Origin of the sequence: Shewanella sp. NKUCC01_JLK (assembly GCF_019345615.1) — a bacterium.
In the GTDB taxonomy this organism is placed as follows: domain Bacteria; phylum Pseudomonadota; class Gammaproteobacteria; order Enterobacterales; family Shewanellaceae; genus Shewanella; species Shewanella oncorhynchi.
The window spans coordinates 297,534-316,508 of the sequence record NZ_JAHKRD010000001.1 but is presented as its reverse complement, the minus strand read 5'-3'; the positions used below and the strand labels follow the sequence as shown (position 1 = coordinate 316,508).

The 18,975-nt window shown below is 47.2% G+C and carries 16 protein-coding genes; 12 read left to right on the top strand and 4 right to left on the bottom strand.

Translation table 11 applies throughout. The features are described 5' to 3' along the window. Nucleotides 1-455 precede the first annotated feature (455 nt). From KO537_RS01445 to KO537_RS01420, 6 genes are all read left to right on the top strand, one after another. The gene (locus tag KO537_RS01445; RefSeq protein WP_028760147.1) at nucleotides 456-614 is read left to right on the top strand and encodes a nitrate reductase; all 159 of its coding nucleotides are present in this window, start codon (nucleotides 456-458) and stop codon (nucleotides 612-614) included. Nucleotides 615-657: 43 nt separating this feature from the next. Then, nucleotides 658-915, top strand: coding sequence for a chaperone NapD (locus KO537_RS01440; protein WP_028760146.1), 258 nt, complete (start codon nucleotides 658-660; stop codon nucleotides 913-915). A gap of 2 nt (nucleotides 916-917) precedes the next feature. Beyond that, entirely contained in the window at nucleotides 918-3,407 is a 2,490-nt protein-coding gene (gene napA, locus KO537_RS01435; RefSeq protein ID WP_219233768.1) for a nitrate reductase catalytic subunit NapA, read from the top strand. 10 nt (nucleotides 3,408-3,417) lie between these two features. Further along, nucleotides 3,418-3,903: a nitrate reductase cytochrome c-type subunit gene (locus KO537_RS01430; protein ID WP_105252303.1), complete on the top strand. Its 486-nt coding sequence runs from the start codon at nucleotides 3,418-3,420 to the stop codon at nucleotides 3,901-3,903. 8 nt (nucleotides 3,904-3,911) lie between these two features. Continuing rightward, on the top strand, nucleotides 3,912-4,499 hold the full coding sequence (locus KO537_RS01425; protein ID WP_028760143.1) for a cytochrome c3 family protein: 588 nt from the start codon (nucleotides 3,912-3,914) through the stop codon (nucleotides 4,497-4,499). Between the two features lie 188 nt (nucleotides 4,500-4,687). After that, complete coding sequence (locus KO537_RS01420) at nucleotides 4,688-5,077, top strand: DUF1801 domain-containing protein (protein ID WP_219233694.1); 390 nt, start codon at nucleotides 4,688-4,690, stop codon at nucleotides 5,075-5,077. 125 nt (nucleotides 5,078-5,202) lie between these two features. Here KO537_RS01420 and asnS read toward each other — a convergent pair whose 3' ends face one another. Beyond that, nucleotides 5,203-6,603, bottom strand: a complete 1,401-nt coding sequence (asnS, locus tag KO537_RS01415) for an asparagine--tRNA ligase (protein WP_028760141.1) — start codon at nucleotides 6,601-6,603, stop codon at nucleotides 5,203-5,205. A 150-nt stretch (nucleotides 6,604-6,753) separates the two neighbouring features. Between asnS and KO537_RS01410 the strand changes: the two genes are divergently transcribed. Continuing rightward, nucleotides 6,754-7,089 (top strand): hypothetical protein, encoded by a 336-nt coding sequence (locus tag KO537_RS01410; protein WP_113939548.1) that lies wholly within the window; start codon nucleotides 6,754-6,756, stop codon nucleotides 7,087-7,089. Nucleotides 7,090-7,171: 82 nt separating this feature from the next. On the opposite strand, the gene KO537_RS01405 is transcribed toward KO537_RS01410, so the two are convergent. Together KO537_RS01405 and pabB are read right to left on the bottom strand one after the other, a co-directional pair. Beyond that, nucleotides 7,172-7,759, bottom strand: coding sequence for a CoA pyrophosphatase (locus KO537_RS01405; RefSeq protein ID WP_219233693.1), 588 nt, complete (start codon nucleotides 7,757-7,759; stop codon nucleotides 7,172-7,174). 31 nt (nucleotides 7,760-7,790) lie between these two features. Beyond that, entirely contained in the window at nucleotides 7,791-9,203 is a 1,413-nt protein-coding gene (gene pabB / locus KO537_RS01400; protein ID WP_219233692.1) for an aminodeoxychorismate synthase component I, read from the bottom strand. 119 nt (nucleotides 9,204-9,322) lie between these two features. Here pabB and KO537_RS01395 point away from each other — a divergent pair, with 119 nt between their 5' ends. The 4 genes from KO537_RS01395 (at nucleotide 9,323) to KO537_RS01380 (ending at nucleotide 15,001) form a co-directional block, all read left to right on the top strand. Continuing rightward, nucleotides 9,323-10,867, top strand: a complete 1,545-nt coding sequence (locus tag KO537_RS01395) for a fumarate hydratase (protein WP_219233691.1) — start codon at nucleotides 9,323-9,325, stop codon at nucleotides 10,865-10,867. A gap of 317 nt (nucleotides 10,868-11,184) precedes the next feature. After that, nucleotides 11,185-13,236, top strand: a complete 2,052-nt coding sequence (locus KO537_RS01390) for a S9 family peptidase (RefSeq protein WP_219233690.1) — start codon at nucleotides 11,185-11,187, stop codon at nucleotides 13,234-13,236. A 224-nt stretch (nucleotides 13,237-13,460) separates the two neighbouring features. Then, the gene (locus KO537_RS01385) at nucleotides 13,461-13,919 is read left to right on the top strand and encodes a GNAT family N-acetyltransferase (RefSeq protein WP_173245198.1); all 459 of its coding nucleotides are present in this window, start codon (nucleotides 13,461-13,463) and stop codon (nucleotides 13,917-13,919) included. A 146-nt stretch (nucleotides 13,920-14,065) separates the two neighbouring features. Beyond that, complete coding sequence (locus KO537_RS01380; protein ID WP_219233689.1) at nucleotides 14,066-15,001, top strand: M14 family metallocarboxypeptidase; 936 nt, start codon at nucleotides 14,066-14,068, stop codon at nucleotides 14,999-15,001. A gap of 245 nt (nucleotides 15,002-15,246) precedes the next feature. Here KO537_RS01380 and adhE read toward each other — a convergent pair whose 3' ends face one another. Next, nucleotides 15,247-17,850 carry a bifunctional acetaldehyde-CoA/alcohol dehydrogenase gene (adhE, locus tag KO537_RS01375; RefSeq protein WP_173245195.1) on the bottom strand — a complete coding sequence of 868 codons (2,604 nt, stop codon included), beginning with the start codon at nucleotides 17,848-17,850 and terminating at the stop codon, nucleotides 15,247-15,249. A 318-nt stretch (nucleotides 17,851-18,168) separates the two neighbouring features. On the opposite strand from adhE, the gene KO537_RS01370 reads away from it, so the two are divergent. After that, nucleotides 18,169-18,801 carry a YchE family NAAT transporter gene (locus KO537_RS01370; RefSeq protein ID WP_006081420.1) on the top strand — a complete coding sequence of 211 codons (633 nt, stop codon included), beginning with the start codon at nucleotides 18,169-18,171 and terminating at the stop codon, nucleotides 18,799-18,801. The last annotated feature ends 174 nt before the right edge of the window (nucleotides 18,802-18,975 follow it).

The window sequence follows — 18,975 nt, the reverse complement described above, 5'->3', positions numbered from 1 at the left end:
TGGTGCGCCATGGAATCAGCGCTTTTTTTGGGGGGGCAGCGATGCTTTTATGCCGAATATCTTTCTTTTGGGATCAAGTCGTTATCTCGCATGTTTTTACACCTTTCTACTGCCTACTCCTTTATGAATACTCAGGTTTTTTTTGCGGGTTTTCTGTTGTTTTCTCGTAGTGATTTATCCATTTCAGTCGCTTATTAATCATAAAATAAATTCAATAATCTAATTTGTAATAGCAAAAAACGTTTAAAAACTGAGATCTGACGAATACTCACATCAAATTGATGATCTGGATCAAGCATCATCCGCTTTACCAATTTGGAGGTATACATTTTGTTAACAACTAAAAGGTATGATCGCTTCGTGATCCAAAGATGCAATAGATATACATAAAGCCTGCCGCTGGCGATTTTTTGCAGCGCATTCAAAGTGGCAGGAACACACCTCTTGGAGGATGCATGAGTGCTAGCACCGCAGAAGAAAAATCCTTAGAACTGAAAATCTTTATCTTTTTAACCGTGTTTCTCGCACCGTTATTGTCCGTACTACTGGTCAGTGGTCTGGGCTTTGCTATTTGGTTCAGCCAAATTTTGACGGGTCCACCGGGCGCTGGTTAAACGTAACATCATAAAATAGTTAAAAATAAGAGTGGAATGTCGGATGAGCAAAGAACTCCATATCACCAGTTTAGTGGTGCAGGTCTTACCGCAGAAAATGGCAGATGTTAGACAACAGATAATGACCATTGAAAATGCCGAACTTTCCGTCAACAACGAAGTGAAATTGGTCGTCGTGATCGAAGGCGAGACGCAACGCGCCTTGATGGACAGTATCGAAGCGATCAATGCCATTCCGGGCGTGTTATCAGCCACGATGGTTTACCACCAGAGTGAAGTGCTCGAAGAGGGTGAAGAATGAATATGAACAGACGTGACTTTATTAAGGCCAATGCGGTGATTGCCGCTGCAGGCGCCGCTGGTTTAGCCTTGCCCGCAGGCGCAAGCAACTTAATTACCAGCTCAGAACAAACCAAATTAGAGTGGAATAAAGCCCCTTGCCGTTTTTGCGGCACGGGCTGCTCCGTGATTGTCGCAACTCGCGACGGCAAAGTGGTTGCGACCCATGGCGATGCCAATAGTGAAGTGAACCGTGGGCTCAACTGTATCAAGGGCTATTTCCTGTCGAAAATCATGTATGGCAGCGATCGCTTAACCACGCCTATGCTGCGGATGACAGATGGCAAATACGACAAGCACGGTGAGTTTTCGCCCATCAGTTGGGACAGTGCCTTCGACATCATGGCGCAAAAATGGAAAGAAACCATTAAAGCCAAAGGGCCAACTGCTGTGGGCATGTTTGGCTCGGGCCAATGGACTGTGTGGGAAGGTTATGCTGCCGTTAAGTTGATGAAAGCGGGTTTTGGATCGAATAATATCGATCCGAATGCGCGTCACTGCATGGCGTCAGCCGTGGTCGGGTTTATGCGCACCTTCGGTATCGACGAACCTATGGGTTGCTATGACGATATGGAAGCCGCCGATGCCTTTGTTCTTTGGGGCTCGAATATGGCGGAGATGCACCCGATCCTCTGGAGTCGAGTGACAGACAGACGTCTCAGTGCCAGCCATGTAAAAGTGGCCGTGTTGTCGACTTTTGAACACAGATCCTTCGATTTGGCTGACTTGCCGATCGTGTTCACCCCGCAAACCGATTTAGCCATTTTGAACTACATAGCTAACTACATCATTCAGAATGATAAAGTGAACTGGGACTTCGTGAAGAAACACGTTAACTTCCGTCAGGGCACAACAGATATTGGTTATGGTTTACGTCCGACACATCCCCTTGAGAAAAAAGCGAAAAATGTTAAAACGGCGGGGGATTCAACCCCAATTGATTTTGAGACCTTTAAAGCCTTCGTGGCGGATTATAGCGTCGAAAAAGTCAGTAAGTTGTCGGGCGTGCCCGAGGATAAACTGATTGCGCTGGCCAAGCTGTATGCCGATCCCGACATCAAAGTGACCTCATTTTGGACCATGGGTTTTAACCAACATACCCGAGGTGTGTGGTGTAACAACCTGATTTATAATATTCATCTCTTGATGGGTAAAATTTCAACCCCAGGTAACAGTCCATTCTCTTTGACGGGTCAACCATCAGCCTGTGGCACGGCCCGTGAAGTGGGGACGTTTTCCCACCGTTTACCCGCCGATATGGTCGTGACCAATCCTGAGCACAGAAAGCATGCCGAAGATATTTGGAAGATCCCAAGCGGCATTATTCCACCTAAACCCGGTTATCACGCCGTCGAGCAAAACCGTCGTCTAAAAGATGGCGACTTGAATTGTTACTGGGTGCAAGTGAACAACAATATGCAGGCGGGCCCAAACATCAATGAAGAAGGTTTACCGGGTTACCGTAACCCTGCCAACTTTATCGTGGTGTCCGATGCCTATCCGACGGTTACGACTCAAGCGGCCGATTTGATTTTGCCCACCGCTATGTGGGTGGAAAAAGAGGGCGCCTATGGTAACGCCGAGCGCCGTACTCAGTTTTGGCATCAAATGGTGCAGGCACCGGGTGAGTCCCATTCGGATCTGTGGCAATTGATGGAGTTTGCGAAGCGTTTCACCACAGATGAAGTCTGGCCTAAGGATGTATTAGCGGCGAACCCTGAGTTCAAAGGGAAAACCCTATTCGAAGTCCTGTATCAGAACGGTAATGTTGATAAGTTCCCACTTGCGGATGCCGATCCTAAGTATTTGAACGATGAGGCTAAACACTTTGGCTTCTATATCCAAAAAGGCTTATTCGAGGAATATGCGACCTTTGGCCGCGGCCATGGCCACGATCTCGCCCCATTTGATGTTTACCATGAGGCTCATGGTCTGCGTTGGCCTGTGGTCGATGGTAAAGAAACCAAGTGGCGCTTCCGTGAAGGCACAGATCCTTATGTTAAAGCAGGTAAGGGCTTTGAGTTCTACGGTCATCCCGATGGTCGTGCGGTGATTTTCGCGCTGCCCTATGAACCTGCCGCAGAAGCGCCCGATGAAGAATATGATATCTGGTTGTCGACGGGTCGAGTGTTGGAACACTGGCATTCGGGTTCTATGACCCAACGTGTGCCTGAGTTATATCGTGCCTTCCCCGATGCCGTATGTTTTATGCACCCTGAAGATGCGAAGAAACGCGGTCTGCGCCGTGGCGATGAAATTCGCGTAGTGTCCCGTCGCGGTGAAATTAAGACCCGAGTCGAAACCCGTGGCCGCAATAAACCACCCGTGGGTTTAGTGTTCGTGCCTTGGTTTGATGCTAGCCAGCTCATTAATAAAGTCACTTTAGATGCGACAGATCCCTTGTCAAAACAAACTGACTTTAAAAAGTGTGCGGTGAAGATCGTCAAGGTTTAAGGAGAACACGATGAAAACCCTAAAATTAGTCTCAGCGATCGGTTTATTGGTATTTGGCTCATTCATCATGACAAGTGTGTCTGCCGCCAGTATTCCCGAAGATAAAATTGATACCCTGCGCCAAGCGCCTATCAATGTCGAGCCTACGCCACCTGCGATGCAAAGTGTGCGTAATACCGATGTGAAGGAAGTGCGCAGTTATCCCATGCAACCACCGGTGATCCCACACAAGATCGACGGCTATCAGCTTGATCTTAAAGTGAACAAGTGTATGGCTTGCCATGCTCGTAACCGCATTGGTGATTCGCAAGCGCCTATGGTCAGCGTCACGCATTTTATGGACAGGGACAATAACTTCTTAGCCGAGTTATCGCCGCGCCGCTATTTCTGCACTCAGTGTCATGTGCCGCAGTTAGATGCCAAGTTACTGGTCGAAAACGACTTTGTGGATATGGAACATCTGATCAAAGCCAACACTGAGCAGAAAAAACACTAGGAGTTAGCATGTTAGATAAACTGAAAAAAATCTGGCAGGTACTCAATCGTCCGAGTGTGCATTACAGTTTAGGTTTTTTGACCTTAGGTGGTTTTGTGGCTGGCGTGATTTTCTGGGGCGGGTTTAACACTGCCCTAGAAGTGACCAACCAAGAAGCTTTCTGTATTGGTTGCCATGAGATGGAAAATAACGTCTATCAAGAGCTACAGACGACGATTCATTTCACTAACCGCAGTGGCGTGCGGGCGACGTGTCCTGATTGCCACGTACCGCATAACTGGACCGATAAAATTGCCCGTAAGATGCAGGCATCTAAGGAAGTGTGGGGTAAGGTTTTTGGGACGATTAATACCCGTGAGAAGTTTGAAGATAAGCGTCGTGAACTGGCAGAACATGAGTGGGCAAGGTTAAAGGCCAATGATTCGCTCGAGTGTCGTAACTGCCATAACTTCACTTACATGGACTTTACTCGCCAATCACCCAGAGCGGCGCAGATGCACTCAACGTCACTGGCAAGCGGCGAAAAGACCTGTATCGACTGCCACAAGGGGATTGCTCATCATCTCCCTGACATGGCCGGTGTGAAGGGGTTTTAATCTAGGGCGCAGTGTTTATCCGTGTGACTTAGCCTTGCTAAGTTGGACAACTCCAGCAAAAGGCCAAGCGTACTCCACGCTTGGCCTTTTTATTTGCACGTCACTATTCAATTTCTTGGGGATGCTTCAATAGGGTGTTATTCAGTCCGATTAGCGCGCTACAATCGGGCTGGGATAGTCTTACTTGTATGAGAGGTAAAGAGATCATGATGGAAGATCAGCCGCAACTTGAAAAACTGTTAGAAGATATTTTATGTACCAGCCCGAGTCTGTTTGAAATAGTGCAGGGGGTGCGACAGGAGGTCAAAACCGCCGCTACCACATCGTCGCGGGCCATTACTGAAGCCGTTAAGTACGGCGGTATACTCTTTAGCACCAAAGCCAGTTTTGGTGGTGTGTTTGCCTATAAACAGCATGTTTCATTGGAGTTTAGCTTAGGCACGAATCTTAGCGATCCACACAAGGTTCTCGAAGGCAGTGGCAAATTTCGTCGCCATATTAAGTTGGTGTCAATCGATGATATTGCTGCCAAGCGAGTCGCGGAATATATTGCGCAGGCGTTGAGTCTGGCGGATTAATGGTTGTTTAGCCGCATGATGTGACTAAAACGGGCGAACAAAAAAGGAGCTGAATATTCAGCTCCTTTCGTTTTGCTAAGGCTTAATAGAGATGTCTTAGCTATGCAGTCCCAAGTTAAGGGAGATTAGAAGTTCGCAGTGCGCGGTGCACGTGGGAAAGGGATAACATCACGAATGTTGTTCACGCCCGTCACGTAAGATACTAAACGCTCAAACCCTAGACCAAAACCTGCATGTGGCACTGTGCCATAACGGCGCATATCACGGTACCACCAGTAATCTTCTTGGTTCAGATCCATTTCGGCTAGACGCATATCTAGCACGTCTAAACGCTCTTCACGTTGAGAGCCACCGATGATCTCACCAATACCTGGGGCTAACACGTCCATCGCGGCAACGGTTTTACCGTCATCGTTTAAGCGCATGTAGAAGGCTTTGATATCTTTCGGATAGTTCTTCACTACCACAGGGGCTTTGAAGTGTTCTTCGGCTAAGTAACGCTCATGCTCAGAAGATAAATCGATACCCCAAGACACAGGGAACTCGAAGGTTCTGCCACAGTTTTGCAGAATTTCAACCGCATCCGTGTAATTCACTTGAGCAAAATCGCTTGAAACGAAAGATTGCAGACGGTCGATCACAGTCTTATCAACGTGCTGGGCGAAGAAAGTTAAATCGTCCATACGCTCAGTCAAGACTGCATTGAATGCGTATTTCAACATAGCTTCGGCAAGGCCTGCGATGTCGTTTAAGTTAGCGAAGGCGACTTCAGGCTCAACCATCCAGAATTCCGCTAAGTGGCGGCTAGTGTTTGAGTTTTCAGCACGGAAAGTCGGGCCAAAGGTATATACTTTTGACAGTGCACAGGCGTAGGTTTCAGCATTCAACTGGCCCGATACGGTCAGGAAAGCTTCTTTACCGAAGAAATCTTTATCGTAATCGACTTTACCTGCTTCAGTACGCGGCAGGTTTTCCATATCTAAGGTCGATACGCGGAACATCTCACCGGCGCCTTCGCAATCTGATGCTGTGATAAGTGGAGTCGATACCCAAATAAAGCCTTCTTCGTGGTAGAAGCGGTGAATCGCTTGGGATAAACAGTTACGTACGCGGGCAACGGCACCAATAATGTTAGTGCGTGGGCGTAAGTGCGCTAATTCGCGTAAATGTTCAATTGAGTGACGCTTAGCGGCCATTGGGTAAGTGTCTGGATCATCAACCCAGCCAGCGACTTCAAGTTCAGTCACTTGCAGTTCAAATGCTTGACCTGCACCAGGAGATTCCACCACGTCGCCAGTCATCACAACAGAACAACCCGCAGTCAGCTTTAACACTTCGTTGTCGTAATTATCTAAGCTATTGGGCACGACACCTTGGATAGGATTAAAGCAAGAGCCGTCGTAAACAGCTAAAAAAGAGATGCCGGCTTTAGAGTCACGACGGGTTCTGACCCAGCCACGCACTGTGACTTTAGAACCGACGGCGTGCTCACCTTTAAATACAGATGCGACAGATGCAATGCTCATTGTTGCTTAATTCTCCAACGAAACGTTTTATATGAAAATTTTGGAGGTTTATATTACCTTGCTGGTGGCTTTTCTCAAGCTGAAAAAGGTATCCTGAGGTTAATAATATCGATATTGAGCGATATAGTGAGTTAAACGGCGGGAGGCGGTATGAGCAAGACTAGAATATTTCAAATTATCCTTGCGACCTTATCCATTTTAGGCTGGGCAATAGCCGTCTATGCGCTATTAGTGTTTAGTGATGCAAGGCCAGACCGTGAAGTTGGGGCCTATTTAACCCGTGGCGCGACATTTAGAGTCCATTGGGACCCACATGAAACCCAACTATTGCAGTATTTGATTTGGGTTTGTGGCGGTATTAGTTTGGTCAGTTTAGCGTTTAACTATTATGTCGCCCACCACAGTCGTATGGGTTATTGGTTTAATATTCCCATGTTGCTGTTAACTTCTATTGTCGCCGGTTTGTATATCCATTTGGTGGTTTAAGCTAGCCATTGTTTGGATAATTTAACAGTTTGGCTTTTTTAACGGTTTGGCTTTTTTAACGGTTTAGCAATGGCAAGTGAAGTCAGAGGATATCGGCAGGAATGCTTAACTGGCGGCACAGATGGTCGATAATGGCGGCAGTCGCACCCCAGATAAACCGTTGTTGATAGGGAATAAAATGCACGCTGTAATAGCGCCCTTGGCGTAAAAAGCGTTTTTGGTGGCGATTATTCGGTTCAATAAAAAAGCTTAATGGCACGGTAAAGCAATCGGCTACCTCACCGGGATCGAGTTTTAAATCAAATGCCTGCTTGATAATGCCAATCACAGGGGTGATTTCAAACCCTGTGAAGGTATTGTGGGCTGGAAACGTGCCCACCACGTCGACGTTATGCCTTGAGAGTCCAATTTCCTCTTCTGCTTCCCTTAACGCGGCCGCAATCGCATCAATATCATAGGGCTCAATTTTACCGCCTGGGAAACTGATCTGCCCCGGATGGGCGCGCAGATGCATAGGTCTTTGGGTCAAAATTAGATTCAGCTCACCGTTAATCTCCAGCAGTGGGATCAACACCGCGGCTTTGCGCAGTCCAAGGTGTGGGAAGGCCGCCGGATCTTGCCGCGCTAACGGGTGCAGATTAAATCTGAGTCTAAATTCCGCTTGATCCATCGACGTTCTCGTGACTGTTTAGTATTAAAGCTTACGGCTTTTGTGACGCTGCGCCAAGCAAAGGTAAAATACGGCTGATCTTATCAAAGGTTTCTTGGTACTCGGCATCCACTTCTGAATCCGCCACTATGCCTCCACCCGCCCAGCAATAGAGTTTGCCCTGTTCGGCCACAATAGTGCGAATGGTGATACTGGTATCCATTTGGCCGTCTTGGCTGATATAACCCATAGAACCACAATAAAGGCTGCGCCGTGAAGGTTCGAGCTCTTCGATAATTTCCATGGCACGAATTTTCGGTGCGCCGGTAATTGAGCCGCCGGGAAACGCCGCGCGCAGCAAATCACTCGCTGTGAATCGGCTATCAAGCTTGGCCGTCACCGTACTGACTAAATGATGCACCGCAGGAAAACTTTCAATCTCAAATAGATGCGGTACACGTACTGAGCCTGCTGCCGCCACTTTGCCGATATCATTACGCAGTAAATCGACAATCATGACATTTTCGGCGCGATCCTTTGGTGAGTTTGCCAGTGTATTGGCGGCTTTGACATCCAGTGCGGGATCGGTATGACGCGGCAGTGTGCCTTTGATGGGTTTGGTTTGAATATCGTCACCGCGAAGCTGAATAAAGCGCTCGGGTGAAATCGATAAAATCGCATGTTGCGGCAGACGCATAAAGGCCGAGAAGGGCGCTTTATTGGCATTGCGCAGTTGGCTATAGGCCGACCACTCATCGCCTTGATAATGGGCTTCGAATCTTTGGGTTAAATTTATTTGATAGCAATCACCGCTGTGTAAATAGGCTTGAACTGCTGCAAATTTGGCCGTGTATTGAGCTTTGTCTATCTGTGCTGTCCATGGGCTAGTAAGCACAAATGTGGCAGAATTTGGCTTTTGGGTGATTTTATCTTGAATTCTATTCAACTCAATGTCGAGTGCTGCTTCACCTAAATAATGCAGTAAATGCCAACACTGGGCTTGGTAATCAAAAACTAACGCCCAGTCGTAAAAACCGATGTTCATCTCTGGCAGTTGTATATCTTGCTTGGCCGTTATCGGCAGGGATTCAATTCTGCGGCCTAAATCGTAGCTAAAACTGCCCATTGCGCCACCACTAAAGGGCAAATCACAATCAAAAGATTTTGAATACCAATGGGTTAATAAAGTGTTGAGTAACTCGAAGGGATCACGGTTTGGGTCTATTGCCTCGGGTAAGCTCAAGCTCGTATCGATGAGCTTTATATCGCTACGCTCGCCCTGAGTCACTAACGTTGCGATAGGATTGGCGCAAATGATGTCGAATCTGGCGTCTTGATGCGGCGCGTTCGCCGAATCTAACAGAATTGCCCAAGTGTCATTTGCAAAGTGTTCGAACAGTGCTGCGGTACTTAATGTCCAGTCAAGTTGGCGTGATGCAAGCTGTTTTGACGCCCTAATTGCCATCGATTAACCCTATTCAAAATGTGATGTAGCCCAAAAAGATGTGAAAGAGTATCATATTGGCCCAGAAAGAATTAAACAAAAACAAGTTAGGCCGCAAAGGCTGCTGGAGCGCTCCTACTATGTCATCTCACCATAAAATGTCTGAAACTTCTGTGATTAAACAAGCCGACTTTATTGAAAGTGTGGCGGATGCTTTGCAATACATTTCTTATTACCACCCAAAGGATTTTGTTGATGCCATGAGCCAAGCTTATGAGCGTGAACAAAGTGCGGCGGCGAAGGATGCGATTGCCCAGATCTTAATTAACTCGCGCATGTCGGCCGAAGGTAAGCGTCCTCTGTGTCAAGACACTGGGATTGTGACCACTTTCGTGAAAGTGGGTATGGGTGTCCAATGGGACAAAACCGATATGACGATCCAGGAAATGGTCGACGAAGGTGTTCGTCGTGCCTATACCAATCCTGATAACCCACTGCGCGCATCAATAGTGTCAGATCCTGCGGGCAGCCGTAAAAATACCAAAGATAACACCCCATCTGTGGTGCATATCGACATGGTGCCTGGCAACCACATCGAAGTGGCGATTGCTGCTAAAGGCGGCGGCAGTGAAAACAAAGCTAAGATGGTGATGTTAAACCCATCTGACGATATCGCTGCATGGGTAGAAAAAACGCTACCGACCATGGGCGCGGGCTGGTGTCCACCGGGAATGCTGGGTATAGGCATTGGCGGCACAGCAGAAAAAGCGGCCGTATTAGCCAAAGAAGCGCTGATGGAAAGCGTGGATATCCATGAGTTGATGGCCCGTGGCGCGCAAACGACCGAAGAAAAGCTGCGTTTAGACATTTTTGAGCGCGCGAATAGCTTAGGCATAGGTGCACAAGGTCTTGGCGGGTTAACCACAGTGTTAGACGTTAAAATCAAATCGGCGCCCACCCATGCGGCGTCAAAGCCAGTGGTGATGATCCCGAACTGCGCTGCTACACGCCACGTACATTTCCATTTAGATGGCTCAGGTCCTGCGGAATTAACGCCACCATCATTGGCCGATTGGCCAGAAATCACCCGTGAAGTGGGTGATGATGTGCGCCGCGTTAACTTAGATACTGTGACTCAAGCGGATATTGAGCAGTGGCAGAGCGGTGAAACCATTCTGCTGAGCGGTAAAATGCTCACCGGTCGCGATGCTGCCCATAAGCGCATTCAAAGCCTGATTGAAAGCGGTGAAGGTCTGCCAGAAGGCGTGGACTTTACCGGTAAGTTTATTTACTACGTTGGCCCAGTTGATCCTGTAGGTGCTGAAGTTGTCGGTCCTGCGGGCCCAACCACAGCAACCCGTATGGATAAATTCACTGACTTAATGTTAGAGAAAACTGGCTTGATGGGCATGATAGGTAAAGCTGAGCGCGGCCCTGCGACAGTTGAATCAATCAAAAAACACAAAGCGGTATATCTGATGGCCGTTGGCGGCGCTGCGTATTTAGTGTCTAAAGCGATTAAACATTCTCGCGTCGTGGCCTTTGCTGATTTGGGCATGGAAGCGATTTACGAGTTTGATGTGCAAGATATGCCAGTGACTGTGGCTGTGGATTCGCATGGTGTGAACGCCCATGAAACTGGCCCAGCAATTTGGAAAGTGAATATTGCCAACGCGAAAGCGTAAAGGTGAGGATGCAGCGGATTGAACTTGATGGCTTTTTAAGCAAAACAGATTAAGTTTGAGCTCTGATATCTGTTCTTGAGGTAAAACGCTGCGCCACTGACATTTTGTCACAAAAAAATACGCTCAGGTTCGCCATTTGGCTTGCCTGAGCGTTTTTGTTTCGATAGTGTGGCAAGCTTATCTTCGAAAGATACGATCTCAGATCGTTTTTTAACATTCGTGCGGTTGCAACTCAGTAGAACTATTGCAATTTCAATAGAACCCTTGCAATGATTGGCGCAACTATCGAACCAGTTTAACCAAAGACGGACATAACAATGAAAATAGCTCCTCTCCTATTGGCGCTCGGCGCTGCGGGACTGGCGTTATCAGCCCAAGCGGCCGATCCAACGCCTTTTACTGTGCAACAACTCATTAAACTCAATAAGATGCACTCTGCGACTGTGTCCCATGATGGCACTAAATTAGTTTATGGTCTTAAAACGGTAAACGATAAGGGAGAGGCCAGCTCGGATCTGTATCTATTAGATTTGATAGACACGAAGGCGAAACCACTTCAATTGACCTCTGCCACGGGCACTGAGCACGATGTGAGCTTCGCCAATGACGACAAGTCGATTTATTTCCTTGCTAGTCGCAGTGGTTCAAGCCAGTTATTTCAACTGCCATTAACGGGTGGTGAAGCGGTACAAGTTTCTGATTTACCTTTGGATATTGATGGCTACAAATTATCAAACGACGGTAAACAAGTTGTACTTAGCATGCGGGTATTCCCAGAGTGTAAGGACTTAGCTTGCTCAAAGGATAAATTTACCGCCGAAGCTGAGCGTAAATCGACTGGCCGTGAATACAAGCAGTTAATGGTTCGCCATTGGGATACGTGGGAAGACCACGCCCGTAACCACTTATTTGTTGGCGCTGTAAACGGTGAAAAACTGACTAAAGTAGTGGATGTGACTCAAGGTTTAGATACTGAAACGCCGCCAAAACCTTTCTCGGGTATGGAAGAAGTAACTTTTACCCCAGACGGTAAGTTTGTGGTTTATAGCGCGAAAGCCCCTAGCAAAGATCAAGCTTGGACCACTAACTATGATTTGTGGCAAGTGCCAGTGACAGGCGGCACCGCAACCAACTTAACCAAAGACAATCTTGCATGGGATGCGCAGCCAACATTTTCGAGCGATGGTCGTTACATGGCCTATTTAGCAATGAAAAAACCGGGTTTTGAAGCAGATCGTTACGGCATTATGCTGCGCGATACTAGCACAGGCCAAACCAAAGAAGTGGCGCCATTATGGGATCGCAGCCCAAGCTCACTGATGTTTGCTCCTGACAATCGTACCTTGTATGTGACGGCACAAAACCTAGGTCAAGTCTCTATTTTCCAAGTGAATACCCAATTTGGCGATGTGCGTTCTGTCTACAGTGATGGCACGAACAGTTTAATTGCGGTCACTAACGAACAACTGATTTTCGATAGCAAAACCTTAGTTGAACCGGGCGATCTCTATAGCATTACGACTGAAGGTGAAGGGCTTAAACGTCTGACCGAAGTGAATAAAGACAAATTGGCCGAGATCAAGTTTGGTAAGTTTGAACAGTTCAGCTTTAAAGGTTGGAATAACGAAGACGTTTACGGTTACTGGATCAAACCGGCGAACTTCCAAGAAGGGAAAAAATACCCAATTGCCTATCTCGTTCACGGTGGGCCGCAAGGTTCATTTGGTAATGCCTTCAGTGGTCGTTGGAATGCCCAATTATGGGCGGGTGCGGGTTATGGCGTTGTCATGGTGGATTTCCACGGCTCTACCGGTTACGGCCAAGCCTTTACGGATTCAATCAGCCAAGATTGGGGTGGTAAGCCATTAGAAGATCTACAAAAAGGTCTAGCGGCGGTGAGCCAGCAACAAAAATGGCTCGATCCGCAAAACACCTGTGCGCTCGGCGGTTCTTACGGCGGCTACATGATGAACTGGATCCAAGGTAACTGGAACGACGGTTTCAAGTGCTTAGTTAACCACGCGGGTCTGTTCGATATGCGTTCTATGTATTACGTGACCGAAGAAGTGTGGTTCGCAGAGCATGAGTTTGGCGGCACTTATTCAGATAACAAAGCGTTATATGAGAAGTTTAACCCCGTGAATTATGTTGAAAACTGGAAAACACCCATGCTGGTTATCCACGGTGAGAAGGATTTCCGCGTCCCTTATGGTCAAGGTTTAGCGGCATTCAGTTTTATGCAGCGTAAAGGGATCCCATCAGAGTTATTGATTTTCCCTGATGAAAACCATTGGGTCTTAAAACCTGAAAACTTAGAGCAATGGTATGCTAATGTCTTCGGTTGGATGGACCGCTGGACTAAGCAATAACGACCCGTGCGTTTATGAGCTTTGCACCGACGAAAGCCCATAGAAGCAAGGCTCGCCCGATAGGGTTATCATCGGCGAGTTGACTATTAGAGTGTTTTAAGCGGAGCGCTTTAAATAAGCTAAGCGTTTTCAATTAAGTGCACTTTGTTCAGCGTTTTAACAAAGCCAGAACTCTGTTCTGGCTTTTTATTATGTCATGAAATGTTTTTAATCAAGGAGTTAAGATGAACATTCGAGCCGCAACCTTAACTGACATCCCTGAAATAAGCGTATTGCTCACTCAATTAACTCAAGAATTTATCGCCCCAACTTGCACTGCAGAGGGGGCTACAATCTTAGTTAATGCCATGTCGATAGAAGCGATTGGTAGCTACTTTGCTATGGGTTATCAGTACCATGTTGCCATAACTGACTCGGGCCAACTCGCTGGCGTAGTGGGGATGAAGGCGAATAGCCACTTGTACCATCTTTTTGTCGCCTCCTATGCACAGGGGCAAGGCGTGGCGAGAATGCTGTGGGAACATGCCAAAGCTCAATGTTTAGCCCAAGGCAATCCGGGGGTGTTTACCGTGAACTCGGCGCTGAATGCGCAGGCTGTGTACTTAGGCTTTGGCTTTGTGCCTCTTGGACCCGAGCGAGAACGCGGCGGGATCCGTGATATTCCCATGCAGCTATTGCTTTAGGTTGACTGTACTCATTTATCATCCGAACACGAGCACTATCACTCGACTGAATAGTAATTCAACGAAAAAGCTTGAACGAAAGCACTAGGGTGCAAAGAACTTGAATAAAAAGAACTTTACCGAATAGAACTAAAAATAGAGGAATTATGGCAAATTTAACATTTTATCCCATCGGCACCGTAGGCGAAAAATGGGGCGAGGCTGAAAAAGCTGCATGGCTTGCAAGCGCCAAAATCAAGCGTTCGTATCAGGACGATGTCGTGACGCCACTCAAGGCGATGGAAGCAGCACTCTTAGCACTTGGGCTTACCGTTGTGCAATATGGCGCCTTGTCGATAAATGCGGAGCGTTACCCATTATTTGCGGTAAAAAGCCAGCAGTTTGATCCACAAAAGCCAACCGTGCTCGTGACTGGTGGCGTGCACGGTTACGAAACCAGCGGTGTTCATGGTGCCTTGGCATTTTTAGCGGATAAGGTGGCTCATTATGTTGATCGCGTCAATCTTGTGATCGCCGTGTGCGTGAGTCCTTGGGGTTACGAAACCATCAACCGTTGGAACCCTAAGGCTATCGATCCTAATCGTTCATTTTATGCCAACAGCCCTGCAGAAGAATCGGCGGCCTTGATGGCTCTAGTTGCTTCAGTTGAGCAAGGTTTTGATGTGCATGTGGACTTACATGAAACCACGGATTCCGATGAATTAGAATTTCGTCCAGCATTTTGCGCCCGTGATGGTAAGGAGTACGTCAAAGGAACTATCCCAGATGGTTTTTATGCTGTGGGTGATACCGAAAACTCAATGGATGCCTTTCAGAAAGCCATTATTGATGGTGTGAGTAAAGTGACGCACATTGCTCCTGCCGATGAGAAAGGCGAGATCATTGGCTCGACTGTGGTGCAGCACGGGGTGATTAACTATCCGCTTAAGTCATTAGGGCTTTGCAGCAGTGTCACTGGCTGTATCTATAACACAACGACAGAAGTGTACCCAGATAGCCCAACGGCCACGCCAGCTGAGTGTAATTTGGCGCAGGTTGCGGCAATCACTAGTGCCATCGATTATGTGCTGGCGCAGCGTTAGTCGTAGTTTGTTGTGATGCTCAGCTAAGTGGTGATTAGCTTAGTGATCGTAAGTTGAGTGATGCCCCGTTGAGCTAGCGGCTAGTGAAGTGATTTTACGTTCGTGTTGTTAACGCATCGATTCAGTCACTCATTAACTAGGTAAGCCACGGAACATCACGCAGTAAAAAGCCCTCATTCGAGGGCTTTTTCATTTATATCGCGCTGTGTTTATTTAGCACGCGCTTAGCATAGTTAGGTGATTACCTAGTTGTTGTCGCTATAGTCACGGCCATAATAGCTATCGAGGAACAGTTGTTTCAGCTCGTTAATCAATGGGTAACGTGGGTTGGCACCGGTACATTGATCATCGAACGCATCTTCGGCTAATTCATCTAACTTGGCGAGGAAGTCGGCTTCGTTGACACCGGCTTCTTGGATAGAAGCAGGAATGCCAATCGTCTTCTTGAGGTGTGTGATTTTCTCAAGCAATTTTTCGACTTTTTCTTCATCCGTCTTTCCGCCTAGTTTCAAGTGATCTGCGATGGCAGCATAACGGCACAGGGCTTTTGGCCTGTCGTATTGGCTAAAGGCCGCTTGCTTAGTGGGCAGATCCGTTGCGTTAAAGCGTATTACGTTGTTGATCAGCAGCGCATTGGCTAGGCCATGGGCGAGATGGAACTCGGCGCCCAGTTTGTGTGCCATTGAGTGGCAAATCCCAAGGAAAGCGTTAGCAAAGGCGATACCCGCAATAGTGGCGCCATTGTGGACCTTTTCACGGGCGACAGGTGATTGTGAACCCAAGTTGTAGGCATCGGGTAAATATTTGCACAGTAAGTCGAGGGCTTGTAGCGCTTGGCCATCACTGTACTCATTCGCCATCACGCTGACATAGGCTTCCAATGCATGGGTCACCGCATCTATGCCACCAAAGGCGGTGAGGGATTTAGGCATGTCCATCACAAGATTTGGATCAACAATCGCCATATTTGGCGTAAGTTGATAGTCGGCAATCGGGTATTTTTTACCTGTTATTTCGTCTGTCACTACCGCAAAAGGTGTGACTTCTGAACCTGTACCTGAGGTAGTTGGAATTGCCACCATCATGGCTTTGGTGCCCATTTTAGGGAATTTGTAGATACGTTTACGAATGTCCATAAAGCGCAATGCTAGATCGGCAAAATCCACATCTGGATGCTCGTACATTACCCAAATAATCTTAGCCGCATCCATTGGTGAGCCGCCGCCGAGCGCAATTATCACATCGGGTTTAAAGCTTTGAGCGACCTTAGCGCCTTGACGGACTATGGCTAATGTGGGGTCGGCTTCAACATCGTAAAAAATTTCGGTTTCAAGGCCTTGGGCTTTTAAAATCCGCATGGTTTCATCGCAATAACCGTGATTGAACAAAAATCTGTCTGTGATGATTAAGGCGCGTTTTTTATCGCTCAGTTCTTCGAGCGCGATGGGCAAACTACCGCGGCGGAAATAGATAGATGCAGGAAGCTTATGCCACAACATGTTTTCGGCCCTCTTAGCGACGGTTTTTTTATTGATCAGATGACTCGGGCCAACGTTTTCTGAAATCGAGTTGCCGCCCCAAGAACCACAACCTAAAGTGAGCGAAGGCGCCAGTTTGAAGTTGTACAGATCGCCAATGCCGCCCTGTGAAGCTGGGGTGTTGATCAAAATACGTGCTGTTTTCATTCTAAAACCAAAGGCATGCACACGTTCTGTTTGGGTATCTTGGTCGGTATAAAGCCCTGATGTGTGGCCAATGCCGCCGAGTGCGACTAAGGCTTCGGCTTTATCCATGGCATCGTTAAAGTCGATGGCGCGGTACATGCCAAGCAGTGGTGATAATTTTTCATGGGCGAAGGCTTCACTGTCGCAAATATCGGTGACTTCACCTATCAACACTTTGGTCCAGTGCGGCACTTCAAAGCCCGCCATTTTCGCGATACTGGCAGCACTTTGGCCAACGATATCAGCATTTAAACCGCCATTTTTCAAAATGACGTGTTGCATCGCCGCGGCTTCATCCTTCGATAGCATATAGCCACCGTGGGTTGCGAAACGCTCTTTAACCTGCTCATAAATACTGTCGACCACAATTACCGCTTGCTCTGACGCACAAACGACGCCGTTATCGAAGGTTTTCGACATGAGAATCGAACTGACCGCGCGTTTGATGTCGGCGGTTTCATCGATAACAATAGGCGTGTTACCCGCACCTACGCCAATCGCGGGTTTACCGGAAGAGTAGGCGGCTTTCACCATGCCTGGGCCACCCGTTGCGAGGATTAAATTCACCTTAGGGTGAGTCATTAATTGATTTGATAGTGCAACGCTGGGTTCATCAATCCAACCAATAATGTCTTTGGGCGCGCCCGCGGCTATGGCAGCATCAAGCACTAATTTTGCTGCAGTTGTGGTCGATATTTTGGCCCTAGGATGTGGCGAGAAGATGATTGCGTTACGGGTTTTAAGGCTGATTAAGGCCTTAAATATCGCGGTCGATGTGGGGTTCGTGGTGGGGACTATGCCACAAATGATGCCTACGGGTTCAGCAATGGTAATAGTACCGAAGGTGACATCTTCAGATAAAATTCCGCAGGTTTTTTCATCTTTGTATTTGTTATAAATGTATTCGGAGGCAAAGTGGTTTTTAATTACTTTGTCTTCAACCACACCCATGCGGGTTTCTGCAGCGGCCATTTTGGCCAGCGAGATACGCGCATCGGCAGCGGCAAGGGCCGCTGCACGGAAAATTTTATCGACTTGCGCTTGGCTGAATGTTGCATACTCGGCTTGTGCTTTCGCCACTCGCTCGACCATGAGATCCAGTTCTTGTGCATTGGTCACTGTCATGATTAATACTCCTAAAAAGATTTAGTGAATCAAGGCATTCACTAAATCCTCTTTATGGTAGAAAATTACACCTAAAGCCACGTTGAAAGTGTGATGTCAACGACAATATCGTGCTTTTATGTAATAAAACTACACTTAGGGTAACTTGTTTGTTTAAAATTGCGCTGAAAATGCATCGGCTTCGATAACTAAATATTATTCGAAGTTGTGATTTAACCTCAAAAATCTCATTTTTCAGTCAATAGCGCTTGAGATACTATACTTGCCCTCAAGCTTATTTTGATGAAGACGGCGTGACACGCACATAAGGATAGTCCCTTGGAGTTAACTCTTTACGTTAAATTTTTTCTTGGCCTCGTTGCCATCATTAATCCGGTTGGCTTGTTGCCTGTGTTTGTGAGCTTAACCAGCCATCAAACGGAGGCTGAGCGGAATCACACGGGTAAAGTAGCGAACTTTGCGGTTGTGGTGATTCTCTTAGTCACGATTGTGGCGGGGCAGCACATTCTGAATATGTTCAGCATTTCGTTATCTGCCTTTAGAATTGCTGGTGGCAGCCTGATTGCCATTATTGCGATGTCAATGTTGCAAGGTAAGTTAGGTGAAGTGAAGCGTAACCAAGAGGAAGACCGCGAATCCTCGGCGATGGAATCTGTGGCGGTTGTGCCTTTGGCTTTGCCACTGATGGCGGGACCTGGCGCTATTAGTTCGGTGATTGTCTTTGCCGCTGAGCATAATTCATTGTCGAACATTATTGCGATGTTCATTACTGTGATAGTGTTTGGTTTAGTAAGTTTTGGCCTGTTTAGAATGGCATCTATCATTTATAAGATCCTCGGCAAAACGGGTATTAACGTGATTACCCGTCTCATGGGACTCTTGATGTTATCTATTGGTATCGAAGTCATTGCGGCTGGTGTGAAGGGGTTATTCCCACAGCTTTTCAGCTAGAGTCATCTTCAGTCACAGATTAAGTGTTCCTTTCTCTAGAAAAACGCATTGGAATTTTCAATGCGTTTTTTATTTCTATCTGATCCTTGTTTGACGTTTCTTAAGTTTGCTCTGCGATTAGCAAAATCTAAACAATTGATGGAATATGGGGGAAATCCTCGTTTATCAGGATAT

Bases quoted from the DNA above. Each gene is read 5' to 3' on its own strand.
- KO537_RS01385 (WP_173245198.1), top strand. From the start codon at position 13,461: ATGAACATTCGAGCCGCAACCTTAACTGACATCCCTGAAATAAGCGTA.
- KO537_RS01405 (WP_219233693.1), bottom strand. From the start codon at position 7,759: ATGGATCAAGCGGAATTTAGACTCAGATTTAATCTGCACCCGTTAGCG.
- KO537_RS01410 (WP_113939548.1), top strand. From the start codon at position 6,754: ATGAGCAAGACTAGAATATTTCAAATTATCCTTGCGACCTTATCCATT.
- asnS (WP_028760141.1), bottom strand. From the start codon at position 6,603: ATGAGCATTGCATCTGTCGCATCTGTATTTAAAGGTGAGCACGCCGTC.
- adhE (WP_173245195.1), bottom strand. From the start codon at position 17,850: ATGACAGTGACCAATGCACAAGAACTGGATCTCATGGTCGAGCGAGTG.
- KO537_RS01420 (WP_219233694.1), top strand. From the start codon at position 4,688: ATGAGAGGTAAAGAGATCATGATGGAAGATCAGCCGCAACTTGAAAAA.
- KO537_RS01380 (WP_219233689.1), top strand. From the start codon at position 14,066: ATGGCAAATTTAACATTTTATCCCATCGGCACCGTAGGCGAAAAATGG.
- pabB (WP_219233692.1), bottom strand. From the start codon at position 9,203: ATGGCAATTAGGGCGTCAAAACAGCTTGCATCACGCCAACTTGACTGG.
- KO537_RS01390 (WP_219233690.1), top strand. From the start codon at position 11,185: ATGAAAATAGCTCCTCTCCTATTGGCGCTCGGCGCTGCGGGACTGGCG.
- KO537_RS01395 (WP_219233691.1), top strand. From the start codon at position 9,323: ATGTCATCTCACCATAAAATGTCTGAAACTTCTGTGATTAAACAAGCC.
- KO537_RS01440 (WP_028760146.1), top strand. From the start codon at position 658: ATGAGCAAAGAACTCCATATCACCAGTTTAGTGGTGCAGGTCTTACCG.
- KO537_RS01425 (WP_028760143.1), top strand. From the start codon at position 3,912: ATGTTAGATAAACTGAAAAAAATCTGGCAGGTACTCAATCGTCCGAGT.
- napA (WP_219233768.1), top strand. From the start codon at position 918: ATGAACAGACGTGACTTTATTAAGGCCAATGCGGTGATTGCCGCTGCA.
- KO537_RS01430 (WP_105252303.1), top strand. From the start codon at position 3,418: ATGAAAACCCTAAAATTAGTCTCAGCGATCGGTTTATTGGTATTTGGC.
- KO537_RS01445 (WP_028760147.1), top strand. From the start codon at position 456: ATGAGTGCTAGCACCGCAGAAGAAAAATCCTTAGAACTGAAAATCTTT.